Below are 15,586 nucleotides of genomic sequence, written 5' to 3'. Positions count from 1 at the left end.
CGCCCGGGGGGCGCACGCCGGACCGTGCCATCACGCTCTGGTCCGGGCCGCTAACAGAAGCGTAACCGGGCGGGAAAGCCACTGACACAATTCTGTCGACAATCGACAAAAGGAGGATCCGAGGAACGGAGTCAACGTGTCCGATCCGCTTCTCGTCGAGGCCGAGCCGTACGCATACGGATTCGATCCGCGACACACAGCGCTGCTGCTCATCGACATGCAACGGGACTTCGTCGAGCCCGGGGGTTTCGGGGAGACCCTGGGCAACGACGTGTCCATGCTGCGGCGGGTCATCCCGCCGCTCCAGGAGGTGCTGGCCGCCACCCGCGCGGCGGGGATGACCGTCATCCACACCCGCGAGGGGCACCTGCCCGACCTGTCCGACTGCCCGCCCGCCAAGCTCGGCCGCGGCGCGCCGTCGCTGCGCATCGGGGATCCCGGTCCCAAGGGACGGATCCTGATCCGAGGCGAGTACGGCCACGACATCATCGACGAGCTGGCCCCCATCGAGGGCGAACTCGTCGTCGACAAGCCCGGCAAGGGCTCCTTTCACGCCACCGACCTGGACCGGACCCTGCGGGCGGCGGACATCCGCAGCCTGATCGTCACCGGCGTCACGACCGAGGTGTGCGTGCACACCACCGTCCGCGAGGCGAACGACCGGGGTTACGAGTGCCTGGTCCTGTCCGACTGCGTGGGCTCGTACTTCGCCGAGTTCCAGCGGTACGGGCTCGAAATGATCGCCGCCCAGGGCGGCATCTTCGGCTGGGTCGCCCCCTCCGGCGGCTATCTCAAGGCACTCGAAACACGGAGCTGACCGATGCCCACGACAACCGGCCCCGCCAAACTCAACCTCCCCTGGTGGGTCAGCGGGGACACCAACGCCTTCTTCGGCCTCGGCTTCAACGTGATGGTCAACGTGCTGGTGCTGAGCGGCCTCTGCCTCGGGGTCGTCCACCTGCCCGGCTCCGACGTCTTCGGCGTCATCCTCCCGGCGATGGGCATCCAACTCCTGATCGGCAACGTGTACTACACCTACCTCGCCCGGCGGCTGGCCCGCCGCGAGAACCGCACCGACGTGTGCGCGATGCCGTACGGGCCCAGCGTCCCGCACATGTTCATCGTCGTGTTCGTGATCATGCTGCCGACCTACCTGGCGACCAAGAACCCCCTGCAGGCGTGGGTGGCGGGGCTGGCCTGGTGCTTCATCATCGGCGTCATCGTGCTGATCGGCGCCTTCGTGGGCCCGTACATCCGCCGCTTCACCCCCAGGGCGGCGATGCTCGGCACCCTGGCGGGCATCTCGATCGCCTTCATCTCGATGCGGCCCGCCGCGCAGATGTGGGAGGCGGCCTGGATCGCGCTGCCGGTGCTGGTCATCATCATGGTCGGCTTCTTCACCGACCTGAGGCTGCCGGGCAACATCCCCGTCGGGCTCGCCGCGCTCCTGGCCGGTACCGCGATCGCCTGGATCGGCGGCTACATGAACCCCGCCGACGTGGGCGCCGCCGCCGAGAACATCGCGGTGAGCCTGCCGTCGCTGAACATCGACCGTCTCCTCGAAGGGCTCGGCCAGGTCTCTCCGCTGCTCGCCACCGCCATCCCCCTGGGCATCTACAACTTCACCGAGGGCATGAGCAACGTGGAGAGCGCCGCCGCCGCGGGCGACTCGTACAACCTGCGCTCGGTGCTCCTCGCCGACGGCGCGGGCGCGGTGGTCGGCTCGATGCTGGGCTCGCCGTTCCCGCCCGCGGTCTACATCGGCCACCCGGGGTGGAAGTCGGCGGGCGGCCGTACGAGCTACTCGATGGCGAGCGGCGTCGTGATCGCGCTGTTCTGCTTCCTCGGCATGTTCGCGCTGCTCGGCGCGGTGCTTCCGGCGCCCGCGATCGTGCCGATCCTGCTCTACATCGGGCTGCTCATCGGCGCCCAGGCCTTCCAGTCTGTGCCGAAGGCGCACGCGGTGGCCGTGGTGATCGCGATCATCCCCAACATCGCCTCCTGGGCGCAGGGCTACATGGACAACGCGCTCGCCGCCGCGGGGACCAGCGCGCGGGAGGTCGGGTACGACACGATCGCGCAGAGCGGGACGGTCTACGAGGGAACGGCCCTGCTCGGCGGGGGCGCCGTGCTCGCCGGTCTGATACTCGGCTCGATCACGGCCTTCGTCATCGACCGGTCGTTCGTGTGGGCCGCCGGATACGCCTTCGCCGGAGCGGCCCTCGCCTTCATCGGCCTGATCCACGGGGAACGGGTCGAGTGGAACGCCAACGGCCAGGTCTCGCTGGGCTACCTCTTCGCGGGGCTGATCCTGCTCGCCTTCATCTTCCTCAAGCCCAGGCCGTCGGACGAGACGGCGGCCACCGACGACGAACCCGAACCGGCCGCCGCGACACCGGTCGCCGCTAATCCGTCGGCGGCCCCCGCCACCCCGTGAACCGGCCGACACCGGCTCGCGGGGCACACCTGCACGCCGGCGCTCCCCACGACGGCCCGCACCACCTCTTGAGCGCCACCCCGTGAGCACCATCTCGTGAGCACCACCTCGTGAGCGCCGCCCCGCGAACCGGCCGACACCGGCCGACACCGGCCGACACCGGTCGGCACCGGTCGGCACCGTTCCGCTTTCGGTTCGCGGGGCACGCCGCAGGCCGGCGCTCCTCACTCACGAACCGGCCCACGCCTCCCGTATCGAGCACCGGGAACCACGTCCCCACACGTACCCACAGGAAAGGCACATGCATCCTCCGCCTGATCCGGACAGCACGCCCGCGCCGCGGAGCCCGCTCCGCCTGGACCTGGAGAGTCTCTCCGGCCTCTACCGCTCCGGGGCGGCCGACCCCGCCGACGTCGCCGGGGAGGTGCTCGCGCGGATCGCGGCGCGGGGTGACGACCACGTGTGGATCACCCTGCGCCCGGCGGCGGACCTGCTCGGCGACGCGGCCGGGCTGGCCCGCCGCTGGCCGGACCCGGACACCCGCCCGCCGCTCTACGGCGTCCCGTTCGCGGTCAAGGACAACGTGGACGTGGCCGGGCTGCCCACCACCGCGGCCTGCCCCGCCTACTCCTACGTCCCGGAACGCGGCGCGCCGCTGGTGGAACGGCTGCTCGCGGCGGGCGCCCTCCTCGTCGGCAAGACGAACCTGGACCAGTTCGCCACCGGCCTGTCGGGCACCCGCAGCCCGTACGGCGCGTGCGAGTCGCCGCTGCTCCCGGGCCTGATCTCCGGCGGGTCCAGCTCGGGCTCCGCGGTGGCGGTGGCCGCGGACCTGGTCTCGTTCGCGATCGGCACCGACACGGCCGGGTCCGGCCGGGTGCCCGCCGCGCTCACCGGCACCGTCGGGGTCAAGCCGAGCCGGGGCCTCGTCAGCACGCTCGGCGTGGTGCCCGCGTGCGCGTCGCTGGACTGCCCGAGCGTCTTCGCCCGCTCGGCCGCCGACGGCCTGGCCGTCCTGTCCGTCGTCGCGGCCTTCGAACCCGCCGACCCCTGGTCACGGGAGCTCCCCGTCCCCGGCCCGGTGCCGCCCGCCGCGTACCCCCTGCGCATCGGGGTGCCGCGCGACCCGGAGTTCTTCGGCGACACCGCCGCCGAGGCGGCCTTCGCGGAGGCCGCGGAACGGCTCACCGCGCTCGGCCACCGGCTCGTCCCCGTCGACCTCGACCCGTTCCTCGCCGCGGGACGGCTGCTGTACGAGGGGCCGTGGCTCGCCGAACGGCTCGCCGCGGTCGGCGGCTTCGTGACCCGCAACCCCGGCGAGGTGCACCCGGTCACCCTGAAGGTGCTGTCCGGCGGCGGCGCGCTCAGCGCGGTGGACGCCTTCGAGGGGCTCTACCGCCTGCGCGCGCTGGACGCGGAGACCCGGCGGGCGTGGGCCTCGATGGACGTCCTCGCGGTGCCGACCGTGCCCACGACCTTCACCGTCGCGGAGATGCTCGAAAGCCCAATCGAGCGCAACGCGATCCTCGGCCACTACACCACCTTCACCAACCTCCTCGACCTGGCCGGGATCTCCGTGCCCGCCGGGACGACGACCACCGGCCGCCCGCACGGCGTCACCTTCCTGGGACCGGCGGGCTCCGACGAACTCCTCGCCGGTCTCGGCGCCGCCTTCCACACCCCGACCGGCGACCCCGCCTCCCACGGCCTGACCGGCGACCCCGCGCCCCCCGTCCCGGACGCGCGGCCGACGACCACCTCCGTACCGGACACTCAGCCGACGACCACCTCCGTACCGGACGCTCAACCGACGACCATCCCCGTACCGGACGCTCAACCGACGACCATCCCCGTACCGGACGCTCAACCGACGACCATCTCCATACCGAACGCTCAACCGACGACCATCCCCGTACCGGACGCTCGACCGGCGGCCGTACACGCTCCGGAAGCACGACCGGCCACGCTCCCCGCCCACGGCCCCGAAGCGCGGGCGGTGCTCGCCGTGGTGGGCGCGCACCGCTCGGGCCAGCCGCTGCACGGACGGCTCGTCTCCCTCGGGGCCACCGGCCTGGGAACCGCCCTGACGGCCCCCCTCTATCGCCTCTACGCCCTGACCGGCGGCGAACTGCCACTCCCCGGGCTGGTCCGCTCGGCCTCCGGCGGCGTCCAGGTGGAGGTGGAGCTGTACGACCTGAGCCCGTCGGCACTCGGCGTCCTGCTGACGCAGACCGCCCCGCCTCTCGGCCTCGGCACGATCCAGCTCGCCGACGGCCGCGCGGTGCACGGCTTCCTCTGCGAGCCGTACGCCACCGAGCGGGCCCCCGACATCAGCCACCACGGCAACTGGCCGGACTATCTCCTCTCCCTGCCCCGGTCCTGACGACCCGGCGTCGGCGCACGATCGTTCCAAAGCCCGGCCTTGGAACGACCTGCGCCGACGCCGGTTGCTACGGTTCTGCGCATGACTGAGCGGTTCGCGATCCTGAGCGGTTCGACCTTCGAGGAGCGGATCGGATACGCGCGGGCGGTGGTCGACGGCGACCGGGTCCACGTGTCCGGGACGACCGGCTACGACTACGCGACCATGACGATCTCCGACGACGTGGTCGAGCAGGCCGAGCAGTGCCTGCGCAACATCGAGGCGGCACTGACCGAGGCGGGCTGCTCCCTCGCCGACGTCGTCCGGGTGCGCTACATGCTGCCCGACCGCGAGGACTTCGAGCCCTGCTGGCCGACCCTGCGCCGCCACTTCGGCGAGGTCCGCCCGGCCGCGACGATGCTCGTCTGCGGCCTCGCGGACCCCCGGATGAGAATCGAGATCGAGGTCGACGCGCGACGCCCCGGCAGCCCCCCGTTGACCGACCGCTGAAAACAGAGACCGCATGCTCGTCGGTGATCTCCATTCGGCGACGGCGGAGCCTGTCTCGCCCACCCCGGCGGGAGGCGTTCTTTCAGCTGCGACCGTTCTCGCCTCGTGCTTTCAGGAGAGGGATCGCGGCTATCTTCTCGGCGGGCATGCCGGACCAGATCAGGCCGCTGGGCCGACGATGGGATGGACAGGTGATGACATCCTTCTCCGTGACGATGAGATCCACCCTGAAGTCGTGGTCCGCCTCGGGGAGAGGCTCGTCGAGCACCTGAAGCGAGTGGACGGTGGTCACGATCACTGTCCGGTCGCTCACCAGGCCCGCCTCGACGAGTAGTGCCACCTCGATGTCGGAGTAGCCCGCTCCCTTGCCGAGCCGGACACCCTCCCGGTTGACCGCGACGGTTCCGCAGACCACCAGGTCGATCGGGCGCATCTCCTCGATCCCGACCTTGGGGCTGACCTCTGACGCGACCTCGCTCGACGCCGCCTGGGCCGGAGGCAGCGTAGAACGCGCCGGGTCGATGAGATAGAAGGGCTCGATCGTGGCGAGTTTCGGAACCGCCATATAGAGGACCTTGCCATCGGTGAGGGCACTCGCCCTTACGGGAAGCTGGGCGGTGTCCGGGTTGGCCTTCACCATTCGCGCCTCCCGCCACGGAGAAGTCAGGGCAAGTGACTCGGCGGCCTTGTCGGAGCCCACGAAGTCGGGAATGTAGCCATGAGCGTCAGGGGTGGAGATCCCCGCCTCGATCAGAGCGGACCATACTCGCTCGCGAACCGCCTGCTTGCTCCCGTCAAGCTCCATGTCTCCCACCTCACGCCGCCATGAGCGCGAAGAGACGGTCGCTGATTTCCCGCGCCCACGGCTCGTGCCGCCAGGGAGACAGTTCGCGCCCGGCGGTGAAGGCGATGTTCAGCCCGCCGCCGCCTCGCGTTTCCTCCACGAGGTCGATCGCCTCGTGGAGCGTGCCGCAGGCTTCTTCCGGCTTTCCCTGACGAATGTGGGTTAGCGTGAGATTTCCCAGCACGATGGACCGGGACTTCTTCCACCGGAGGAGCTCCCGCGCGGTTCTGGTGAGAATTTCCTCGGCTCTGTCGTACGCCCCGAGAAACAGGTAACAGGATCCGGCCATACGGTCGAACTGCGAAGACGAGAACATGTGCATGGCCTCGTCGTCGTCGCGGATCCGGGCGAAGGCGTCCTCCGCCGCTCCCAGTGCCCTCTCGCAGTCGCGGCGTTCGCCGAGCATGGCATGCGCCTCACCGACGTGCAGGAACCCCAGGCCCATGAGCACCTGGCTCGCGGGTGCACCGACGATCGCCGTCTCATGACAGAGCCTCAGCCCCTCCTTGAGATCCTTGCTCCCGTACAACGCCACGAATCCTTTGCGCAGGTGAGCGTGGGCTTCCAGAACGGGATCGCCGACCTCCCTGGCGGCGCTCACCGCCTGGTCGAAATAGCGCGCAGAAACAGCGTGATCACGTCTCTGGGAGGCATCCCAGACGAGTTGCCCCATCAGCGTCGCCGATTCGGCCATCGAGACACACAGCTCGCGCCGGACTCGCCGGTTCGGCGCGTGGTTCCGCAGCAGGGACAGGTGACTGTGACACTGACCTGCGGTGGCGAGCAGCGAGGCGGAGGGCACGGTGTCGTACTCGGCGGTGAGGCGCTGCACCTCCTGCGTCAGGTGGGCGACCGCCACGAGATCGACGGTTACGGGATCTCGCAGGACGAATTCGAGCCGATCCGACCCTGGCGAACCCTTCGCGTAACCAGACAGGATGCCTTCGAGTTCTTCCAGGGAGACCTTGAGGATCACCGCGAGTTTGGGGCGTTGCCACGGACGCGGCTCGGTCTCGCCGAGTTCCCAGCGCACGACGGTCGAGCGCTCGACCCCAACCGCGTGTGCGAAGCTCTCCTGTGAGAAACCCAGTGATTTGCGCCGTTGCGTAAGTCTTTGTCGCCTGGTTGGCATGCTTCGCTCCTCCCATGAGACTGCCAGGAGTTTCTCCCGGAGGACTCCTTCTCTTCGCGCAGCTCATCAGGCCCGGTGCGACATTGATGCGTCGTTTCCGCACCGTTGTGCTGTGGAACGAGAGAACGCGGGGGTGTCTCCTGCTGAGCTATGACCAGTCGCCACCCTACGTACACGAACGATGACCTGTCGCGGGTGTTCACCCTGTCACCGGTTCCGGCGTCGGCCCCCATGGCACGCATGTTGGTACGGCAGACGCTCGCCCAATGGGAGATCACGCACTTCCAGGAGCAGGCCGACCTCCTCGTCACGGAGCTGACGGCCAACGCGGTCAGGCACGCCCGCGCGGGTGACGCGTCCGTAAAGGTTCTGCTGACGTACGCCGCCGGAACGCTCAGGATCGAGGTTCGCGACCGTGACAGGACCACTCTGCCGGTACGGCGGGAGCCGGGTTCCGAGGAGGAGGCGGGGCGAGGGCTTCTGATCGTCGACGCATGCGCCGATCGCTGGGGAGTCCGGCTGGCGGAGTCCGGCAAGACGGTCTGGTGCGAACTCGCCGGACCTTCGTCCGATGGGTAGATGGATAGGACGACACCCTTTTCATCCGCTGATGCGAACGCGTGCGGATTCGTGAGGAGTCGGCCTCACCGTAGGAGCTCAGCCCGCGCGCATGAGGCCGTGGCAGGCGATGGCGGCGGCGGCCACCACGTTGAGGGAGTCGACGCCCAGGCCCATCGCGGCCGGGCTCATCGGGATGCAGACCGCCTCGTCGGCCTCGCGCAGCCAGCGGGAGGAGAGGCCGTCCCCCTCCGAGCCGAGGAGCAGGGCCACCCGGTCGGCCATGGCGACCTTGTCCATGGGGGTGGCGGACTGGTCCGGGGTGAGGGCCAGCGTCTGGAAGCCCGCGCCGCGCAGCTCGGCCAGGCCCGCGTACCAGTCGGTCATCCGGGCGTACGGGATCGCGAAGACCGCGCCCATCGAGACCTTCACCGAGCGCCGGTAGAGGGGGTCGGCGCAGCGCGGCGAGAGGATGACCGCCTCCACGCCCAGGGCGGCGGCGCAGCGGAAGATGGCGCCGACGTTGCCGTGGTCGACGAGGTCCTCCAGGACCAGGACGCGCCGGGGCGTCACCTGCTCGGCGGGGGGATTCGAGCCGGGCTCGTCGTCCGGCCGCGTCGTGTTCCCGGCGAGAGCACTTCGCGCGGCGGGGGGAACTGGCCCGGGTTCGGAGGGAGCCCTTCGCGCACCGCGTCCCGACAGGAGATCCGTGACCTCGGGAAGGGGGAGGCGTTCCATGGCGGCGAGGGCGCCCCGGTGGACCTGGAAGCCGGTGACGTCCTCCATGACGGTGTCGTCCACGACGTGGACCCGGTCGCCGAGCGGGCCGAGGAGGTCGGCGAGGGGGGCGGCCCAGCGGGACGTGAGGAGGACCGAGCGCACGGGGTAGCCCGCCGCGACCGCGCGGCGGATGACCTTCTCCCCCTCGGCGACGAAGAGGCCGTGCTCGGCCTCCATGCTCTTGCGCAGCTCGACGTCGCGCAGGTTGGCGTAGTCGGCCAGGTGGGGATCGATGGCTTCAGGCACCCTCGAATACTGCCATGACCCGCCTGAGCTGCCATATCAGCGCGTAGACGAGCAGCGTCGCGGAGCAGCCGACGAGCACCCCCGCGCCCAGCCTCGTCACGAGCTCGGCCCTGCTGCCCGGGGGGAAGGCGACCGCCCAGGCGACCGCGCCCAGCGGGATCGACACGGCGGCGGCCAGGAGCACGGCCGCCCGCCTGCCCGCGGGCAGGAGCAGCCGCTCGGGCACCGGCCGAGGCTCCATCCCGGCCAGCCCGCGCCAGGCCCACCAGAGGACGACCGCCAGGCCGATCACGGTGGAGGTGTACTGCAGCAGGCGGAACAGGGGGATCACCCCCGCCACCCGGACGTCCAGCCAGCTCCAGCCCCACAGTGCCGAGCTGTACGAGTGGGTGAAGGAGTCCCAGAACATGTGGGTGAACGCGCCCACGATGCCTCCGGCGATCACGGCGGGCAGCCGCCGCACCCCGTACATGCCGGGGGTCAGCGAGGCGGCGCGCCCGGCGAGGGCGGGGGGCAGGAGCGCGGTCAGCGGGTCGCGGAGCACCAGGTGGAAGACGGCGAGCAGCACCACGACGGCGAACGGGTCGATCGTGAGGACACCCGTGACGGAGTGCCAGATCATGTAGTCGGGCAGGAACGGGAGGAAGATCGGCAGGTCGGGCACCATGGCGCCCAGGGCGAGGGCCCAGGGGTCGAGGAACCCGCGCGTCCGCTCCGAGGAGATCAGCGGCAGCACGGCCGCGACGTGACTGGGCGTGAACGGCACGGTTTTCCCTCCGACGATCTGCTGGACACGTCAATCCTGCGACACGGCGGCCCCGCAGGAGCACGCCGCTGTCATCGCGTGGAGCGCCGCAGGAGCACGCCGCTGTCATCGCGTGGAGCCTCGCCGCTTTCCCGCCTTCCGACATCCTGTGAGGGATAGATTACCGAGCGCTGTCGAGCGGGTGTCCGGAGGCCGTCGTGACCGACCAGATCGTGCTGGCGCCGCCGGGCGCCGAGTGGCTGCGCGACGCCCGCAGGGCTCGCGCGCTCTCCCTGGCCACCCTGGTATGGCTGGGCGTCGAGAGCGTGCTCGGCATCGCCGCCGGTCTGGGGGCGCACTCGGTCGCCCTCATCGGCTGGGGCGTGTCGGCCCTGGTGGAGGCGGCGGCGAGCCTGATCGTGGTCTGGCGGTTCACCGGGACGAGGACCGGTTCCGCGTACGCCGAGGCACGGGCCCGCAAGGCGGTGGCCGTCAGTTTCTGGATCCTCGCCCCCTACCTGGTGCTGCACGTGGCGCACGACCTGGACGCGGGTCACCGGGCCGTGCCGAGCGTGCTCGGGATCGCGGTGACGGCGGCCAGCGTGGTCGGCATGCCGTTCCTGGGGATGGCCAAGCGGCGGCTGGGCGCCCGGCTGCACTCGGCGGCGACCGCGGGCGAGGGGACGCAGAACCTCCTGTGCGCCCTGCTCGCGGCGGGGGTGCTGGCCGGGCTCGCGCTGAACTCCGCCGGATGGTGGTGGATCGATCCCGCGATGGCGGTCCTGCTCGCGGCGGTGGCTGCGCGCGAGGGTCTCAGGGCGTGGCGCGGGCACTCCTGCTGCCACTGACCACTTTTCCCCTCCCCTGTCGCAGGGTCCTCTGTCCGCCGCGGCCGGATGCCCCCCGTCAGGTCCCCCCGCTCACGTCCCCCGCTCACGTCCCCCGCCATGTCCCCCGCCATGTCCCCCGTCGCCGGTCTTCCGTCGTTTCCGCGGCCCGACCAGGTGATCTTCGCTGCCACCGGTCGCCGGACGGCCTCGCGGACGCAGAGCTTCATGATCGACACATACAGTAACAGCAGTACCAGAATGCGTTTTTTGTCCCAGTAACCATTCCCAGTACAGTTCCGTGAATATTGCGGTCTACCTCCCGATAGGGTGACCCGCTAGCTCCAGGACATCGACACCAAAGAGGACATCGTGGGCGGACGTCACCGGACGGATGAACTCGAGGACGGCTACACCCCGTACAAGGAAGCGCAGCCCAGACGCAGGCGCGGGGGACGGGGCAAGGTGCTGGTCCCGCTGGCCGGGTCCGTCGCTCTCGCGGTGCTGCTCGGCGTCGCCGCGTTCGTGGTCATCAACCGCGACCGCGGCACCGGGGCGTGCGGGGGCGAGGCGCTCCCGGTACGGATCACCGCCTCCCCGGACATCCAGCCCGCCCTGTCCCAGATCGCCGAGCGCTTCAACAAGGCCGCCCACGACGTCGACGGCAGGTGCGCCACGGTCGCGGTGACCAAGGGTGTCTCGGCGACCGTGGCCTCCTCCTTCAGCGGCGGCAAGGCGGCCGCGATGGACATGTGGATCCCGGACTCGAAGCTGTGGGTGACGAACCTGCGGGCGAGGAACCAGGAGGTGCCCGAGGCCGGCGCGTCCGTCGCCCGTTCCCCCATCGTCATGGTGGCCTCCGGCTCGGTGGTGCCGAACCTGAAGAAGAGCTTCGGCGAGGCCAGCTGGGGCGGCATGATCAACGCCGCCAACGTGGCCAACGTGGACGGCCCCGGCCGCAAGGTGCGCGTCCTCGTGCTGGATCCCTCGCTCAACGCCGCCGGGCTCGGCGCGCTCCTGGCCGCCGCCGGGGTGGCCAGGGCCTCGGGCGCGGGCGAGGAGCAGCTGGTCGGCGCGCTCAAGAGCCTGTCGGGGTCGACGTCGACGGTCCGCGACCAGGACGCGCTGCTGTCCAGCCTCGGCGTCAAGGGCAGCAAGGCCCCGCTGGGCATCTCCTCCGAGCAGGGGATCTGGGCGTTCAACAAGGCCAGGAAGCCCGAGGTCCCGGCCGTGCCGCTCTATCCGGCCGAGGGGACCATCAACCTCGACTACCCGGTGGTGGTCACCGCCGAGGACGCCGCCGTACGCAAGGCCGCCGAGGCGTTCCAGAAGGAGCTCGGCAGCGAGGCGTCGAAGAAGACACTTCAGGACCAGGGGTTCCGCACCCCGGACGGCAAGGGCGGCAAGGCGATCTCCGGCTCCGCCGGTTTCCAGGCCAAGGCCCCGCAGGCGATCGAGCCGCCCGACGGCAAGACCGTCGCGAGCATGTCCCAGACCTGGTCCCGGATCAAGCTGGGCACGAGGCTCATCACCCTGCTGGACGTCTCGGGCACCATGGCCCTCCCGGTGCCCGGTACCGGGCTGACCCGGATGCAGGCGATCAGCAGGATCGCCGTCGAGGGCATGAAGCTCTTCCCCGCCAAGAGCGAGATGGGACTGTGGGAGTTCTCCACCCATCTGAACGGCCAGGGGGTCGACTACCGCGAGACGGTCCCGGTCGGCCCGCTCACCGAGGACATGAACGGCGTCCTGCGCAGGGACGTGATCAACCAGAGGCTGGTCGCGGCCCAGGCGAAGTCGACCGGCGACACCGGCCTCAACGACACCCTCGCCGCCGCCTACAAGCAGATGACCGACGAGTACCAGAGCGACAAGATCAACACGGTGCTGATCCTCACCGACGGCGCCGGCAACGACGACCCGGACGGCGGGATCGGCAACCAGCAGATCCTCAAGCGGCTCAAGGACCAGTTCGACCCGGAGAAGCCGGTCAGCGTCCTGATCATCGCCTTCGGCCCCGACGCCCCCAAGGGAAAGCGCCAGATGGACGCCCTCGCCAAGGCGACCGCCGGTGACGCGTACATCGCCAAGGACATCCTGGAGGTCAGGAAGTTCTTCCTGGAGGGCATGAAGCGCAGGCTCTGCGCCCCCAACTGCGACTGACCCTCCCGCCCCACCCTCCCCCTGTACGGCTGGTGCCACATTGGCACCAGCCGTATGCAGTTTTCCCAGGTCATACCGTGTCGGCATGATATCGACCCCTTTGGTCAACCGGTTGCCGGGAGGTGACGTCCTACGCGTGTGGGCTGGAACGGGTGAGCGGTGAAACCCGTGAACGAGCCCGTCTCGCGGGGGAGGAATGTCCGTGCCCGGATGGCCGGCCGTCGGCCGAACCGACGATCAGAAACTCGTTGAGGCGCTGCGGCGTGCCGACACAACGGCGCCCGCGAGCCTCTACGACTCCTATGCCGAACGTCTCAACGACTACGCCCACTCGCTGCTGGGCGATCGTGAGGCCGCGGCGGGTGCCGTGCACGACGCCCTGGTCGCGGCCCAGGGCGGCGTGGACCGCCTGCGCGAGCCCGGCCGCCTGCGCGCGTGGCTGTACGCGCTCGTGCGGGTCCGGTGCGCGGACGAGGGACGCGGCGGCTCGCGGGGACCGGCGGCGCCGCCGCCCGACATCCACGACAACCCGGGCGAACGGGAGCTGGCGGCCCTCGTCCACGAGGCGATGGCGGAGCTGAGCGCGCAGGAGCGCGAGGTGCTCGAACTGTCGCTCCGCCACGACCTCGGCAGCGGCGAGGTCGGCGCGGTGCTGGGGCTGACCTCCCGCCAGGTCACGGCGAGGCTCGGCCGGGCCCGCGACCACCTGGAGAACGCGGCCGCCGCCGTGGTGCTCGCCAAGGTCGGCCGCGCGCACTGCCCCGACCTGTCGGCGATGGTGGACTCGTGGGAGGGGCCCCTCACCACGCTGCTGCGCAGGCGGCTGTCGGCCCACATCGGCCGCTGCGAGGTCTGCGTCGAGCGCAGGGACCGGCACGTCTCGGCCGGGCGGCTGCTGGACCTGGTCCCCCTGGCCTATCCCCCGCTCTCCCTGCGCCGCCGGGTGATCGAGACCTGCGTGAACCCGGAGGCGCGCGAGGAGCGCGCCGCCATCGTCGCCGGGAACGGCTTCGACAAGGCCGGTTTCCCCACCGCGGCCGAACGGCGCTCCGGGGGCCGCCGGTGGGGCGGGCGGAAGGGCGCGGGCAGGCGGGCGCGCGAGACCCAGGCCGCCGGAGGAACCACGCCCCCCGACGGCACCCGCTCCCGGCACGCGGCACCCTCCCCGGACGCGGGAACGTCACTCCCGGACGTGAGGGCATGGCAGGCCGGACCGGAGGCGCGGTACGAGGAGAAGTGGCCGGCCGGGACGGAGGCTCGATACGAGGAGAGCCGGGCGGGTCACGCGGAGACCGGGACACGCTCCCCGGAGAGCGTCCCGCGCCATCCCGGGACCGGGGCGGCGCCGAGATACGTGCTGCCCTCGCCCCCGGACGGCGAGCCCGGACGCGCGGCACCGTGGACGGACGCCGAGACCCCGCGCGCGTCATGGCCCGCGGACGGCCGGGCGCGGCACACGCCACCACCCGGGAACGTCGAGGCCTGGCCCGCGCCTGCCGTGAGCGCGGAGGCGTGGCCTGCGCCGACGACGAACCCCAACGCCTGGCCGGCGCCTCCCGCGGACGACGAGGCGTGGCGCACCGCACCGCCCGCGAACCCCGAGATGTCACCGGCGCCGTCCTCCGGCGGCGAGACCTGGCGCACGCCGCCGTACGCGAACACCGGGGCCTGGAACACGTCGGCCCCGGACGACGAACCGTGGTCCGCGTCATCCGCGGACGGCGCGGCATGGTCGGGAAAGTCCCGCGACGGCGCGGCCTGGGCAGGGGAATCCCAGAACGGCGACGCATGGTCCGGAGAGTCCCGCGACGGCGCGGCGTGGTCCGGGGAGTCCCAGGACGGCGAGGCGTGGCCCGCGTCGTCCCCGGGCGGCGGTGCGGCGTGGCCCATGTCGTCGGCACCGTCCGTATCGTCCCCGTCCTCCCCCTCCTCCACGTCGTCCGCGTCGTCCATGTCCTCCGCGTCCTCTGTGTCCTCCGCGTCCTCTGGCGACGGCGAGACGTGGCTCGGGGAATCCCCCGCGAACGGTGAGGCCCGGCTCACCCCGCCGGCCGGGGGCACCGAGGTCTGGCGTGCGTCACCGGCGGAGACCTCCGGAGTTTCCGGGACTTCCGGGACTTCCGGGACTTCCGGGACTTCCGGGGCCTCCGGAACTCCCGGCGCACGGCGCACGCCACCGGCGGGAAGCCCCGGCGCCCGGCGTACGCCTCCCTCCGGTGAGGGGAAGCGGAGGACGGAGACGCCTACCGCGCGGCGGCGGCGCGGGCGCAGGGGGCCCGTGCTGCTGGCGGCGGTGTGCGTGCTCGCCGCCACCGGGGCGGTGGTCGTGGTGGGCGGGCAGGACCTGGCCGGAGGGGCGTTGAGGGACCCCCAGGTCGCGCCGGGGACGGAACCCGCGCTGATCACACTGGAGCCCGGCCCCGGGACGGAGCCCGACCCGCTGCTGGAGGACCCGGAGGCGGAGGCCGCGCCGACGCCCACACCGAAGAGGAGCCGGAGGACCGAGGCTCCCGCTCCCGCCGTCCCCACCGCCACCGCGGCGCGGCCCGCGCCGAGCCGCGCGCCCACGGCGGGACGGCCCCGCCCCACCCGTACCGCCACCTCGCGGCCCGCGGCCGGGCGGCTGAGCGTCTCGTGTCCGGGCGACATCGGGGAGGGCGCCGGGCAGATCCGGCTCGCGGCGCGCAACGCGACGGTCTCGTGGTCGGCGAGCACCTCCGGCGGGCTCGACGTGCACCCCGCGCAGGGGCAGCTGAGGGCCGGTGCGAGCAGCGTGATTTGGGTCACTGCCAAGGACCCGTCGGAGAGCGGCGCCGGACGTGTCGCGTTCAGGTCCGCCGGGGGCAACGCGGGATGCGCGATCTCGTGGGAAAGCCCTGAACCCGACGCCTCCACGCCTCAGGACGACCCGCCCCCCGACCCGACTCCCACCCCCTCCGCCGGGGCGAGCTCCGAGGGGGCCACGGGCTGATTCCCGCGTCT

At 71.5% G+C, this 15,586-nt stretch carries 12 protein-coding genes; 8 read left to right on the top strand and 4 right to left on the bottom strand.

Annotated features, from left to right (window positions below; translation table 11 throughout):
* Window positions 1-136: 136 nt before the first annotated feature.
* The 4 genes from ABT053_RS08390 to ABT053_RS08375 all read left to right on the top strand — a co-directional run bounded on the left by ABT053_RS08390 (window position 137) and on the right by ABT053_RS08375 (window position 5,309).
* On the top strand, window positions 137-817 hold the full coding sequence (locus ABT053_RS08390; RefSeq protein ID WP_350968226.1) for a cysteine hydrolase family protein: 681 nt from the start codon (window positions 137-139) through the stop codon (window positions 815-817).
* A 3-nt stretch (window positions 818-820) separates the two neighbouring features.
* Window positions 821-2,437: a SulP family inorganic anion transporter gene (locus ABT053_RS08385; protein ID WP_350968225.1), complete on the top strand. Its 1,617-nt coding sequence runs from the start codon at window positions 821-823 to the stop codon at window positions 2,435-2,437.
* Window positions 2,438-2,738: 301 nt separating this feature from the next.
* Window positions 2,739-4,820 (top strand): allophanate hydrolase, encoded by a 2,082-nt coding sequence (gene atzF / locus ABT053_RS08380; protein ID WP_350968224.1) that lies wholly within the window; start codon window positions 2,739-2,741, stop codon window positions 4,818-4,820.
* A gap of 81 nt (window positions 4,821-4,901) precedes the next feature.
* Window positions 4,902-5,309, top strand: a complete 408-nt coding sequence (locus ABT053_RS08375) for a RidA family protein (RefSeq protein WP_350968223.1) — start codon at window positions 4,902-4,904, stop codon at window positions 5,307-5,309.
* 82 nt (window positions 5,310-5,391) lie between these two features.
* On the opposite strand, the gene ABT053_RS08370 is transcribed toward ABT053_RS08375, so the two are convergent.
* Window positions 5,392-6,114, bottom strand: a complete 723-nt coding sequence (locus ABT053_RS08370) for a 5-formyltetrahydrofolate cyclo-ligase (protein ID WP_350968222.1) — start codon at window positions 6,112-6,114, stop codon at window positions 5,392-5,394.
* A gap of 10 nt (window positions 6,115-6,124) precedes the next feature.
* Entirely contained in the window at window positions 6,125-7,285 is a 1,161-nt protein-coding gene (locus ABT053_RS08365; RefSeq protein ID WP_350968221.1) for a helix-turn-helix transcriptional regulator, read from the bottom strand.
* 150 nt (window positions 7,286-7,435) lie between these two features.
* Here ABT053_RS08365 and ABT053_RS08360 point away from each other — a divergent pair, with 150 nt between their 5' ends.
* Window positions 7,436-7,864, top strand: coding sequence for an ATP-binding protein (locus tag ABT053_RS08360; RefSeq protein ID WP_350968220.1), 429 nt, complete (start codon window positions 7,436-7,438; stop codon window positions 7,862-7,864).
* Window positions 7,865-7,942: 78 nt separating this feature from the next.
* Here the strand turns inward: ABT053_RS08360 and ABT053_RS08355 are convergent, their stop codons facing one another.
* Window positions 7,943-8,869, bottom strand: a complete 927-nt coding sequence (locus ABT053_RS08355; RefSeq protein ID WP_350968219.1) for a TrmH family RNA methyltransferase — start codon at window positions 8,867-8,869, stop codon at window positions 7,943-7,945.
* Window positions 8,862-9,635: a DUF4184 family protein gene (locus tag ABT053_RS08350; protein ID WP_350968218.1), complete on the bottom strand. Its 774-nt coding sequence runs from the start codon at window positions 9,633-9,635 to the stop codon at window positions 8,862-8,864. Before ABT053_RS08350 ends, ABT053_RS08355 begins: the two co-directional genes overlap by 8 nt.
* A gap of 197 nt (window positions 9,636-9,832) precedes the next feature.
* Between ABT053_RS08350 and ABT053_RS08345 the strand changes: the two genes are divergently transcribed.
* The 3 genes from ABT053_RS08345 (at window position 9,833) to ABT053_RS08335 (ending at window position 15,575) form a co-directional block, all read left to right on the top strand.
* A complete protein-coding gene (locus ABT053_RS08345; RefSeq protein WP_350968217.1) occupies window positions 9,833-10,462 on the top strand; it encodes a cation diffusion facilitator family transporter in 630 nt (209 codons plus the stop codon).
* Between the two features lie 351 nt (window positions 10,463-10,813).
* Complete coding sequence (locus ABT053_RS08340) at window positions 10,814-12,604, top strand: substrate-binding and VWA domain-containing protein (RefSeq protein WP_350968216.1); 1,791 nt, start codon at window positions 10,814-10,816, stop codon at window positions 12,602-12,604.
* A 202-nt stretch (window positions 12,605-12,806) separates the two neighbouring features.
* Window positions 12,807-15,575, top strand: coding sequence for a sigma-70 family RNA polymerase sigma factor (locus ABT053_RS08335; protein ID WP_350968215.1), 2,769 nt, complete (start codon window positions 12,807-12,809; stop codon window positions 15,573-15,575).
* The last annotated feature ends 11 nt before the right edge of the window (window positions 15,576-15,586 follow it).

Source organism: Streptosporangium sp. NPDC002524, assembly GCF_040295985.1.
GTDB lineage: Bacteria > Actinomycetota > Actinomycetes > Streptosporangiales > Streptosporangiaceae > Streptosporangium.
The sequence above is the reverse complement of the archived record's forward strand: the minus strand, read 5'-3'. Positions and strand labels throughout refer to the sequence as shown.

Bases quoted from the DNA above. Each gene is read 5' to 3' on its own strand.
- ABT053_RS08385 (WP_350968225.1), top strand. From the start codon at position 821: ATGCCCACGACAACCGGCCCCGCCAAACTCAACCTCCCCTGGTGGGTC.
- atzF (WP_350968224.1), top strand. From the start codon at position 2,739: ATGCATCCTCCGCCTGATCCGGACAGCACGCCCGCGCCGCGGAGCCCG.
- ABT053_RS08375 (WP_350968223.1), top strand. From the start codon at position 4,902: ATGACTGAGCGGTTCGCGATCCTGAGCGGTTCGACCTTCGAGGAGCGG.
- ABT053_RS08370 (WP_350968222.1), bottom strand. From the start codon at position 6,114: ATGGAGCTTGACGGGAGCAAGCAGGCGGTTCGCGAGCGAGTATGGTCC.
- ABT053_RS08365 (WP_350968221.1), bottom strand. From the start codon at position 7,285: ATGCCAACCAGGCGACAAAGACTTACGCAACGGCGCAAATCACTGGGT.
- ABT053_RS08360 (WP_350968220.1), top strand. From the start codon at position 7,436: ATGACCAGTCGCCACCCTACGTACACGAACGATGACCTGTCGCGGGTG.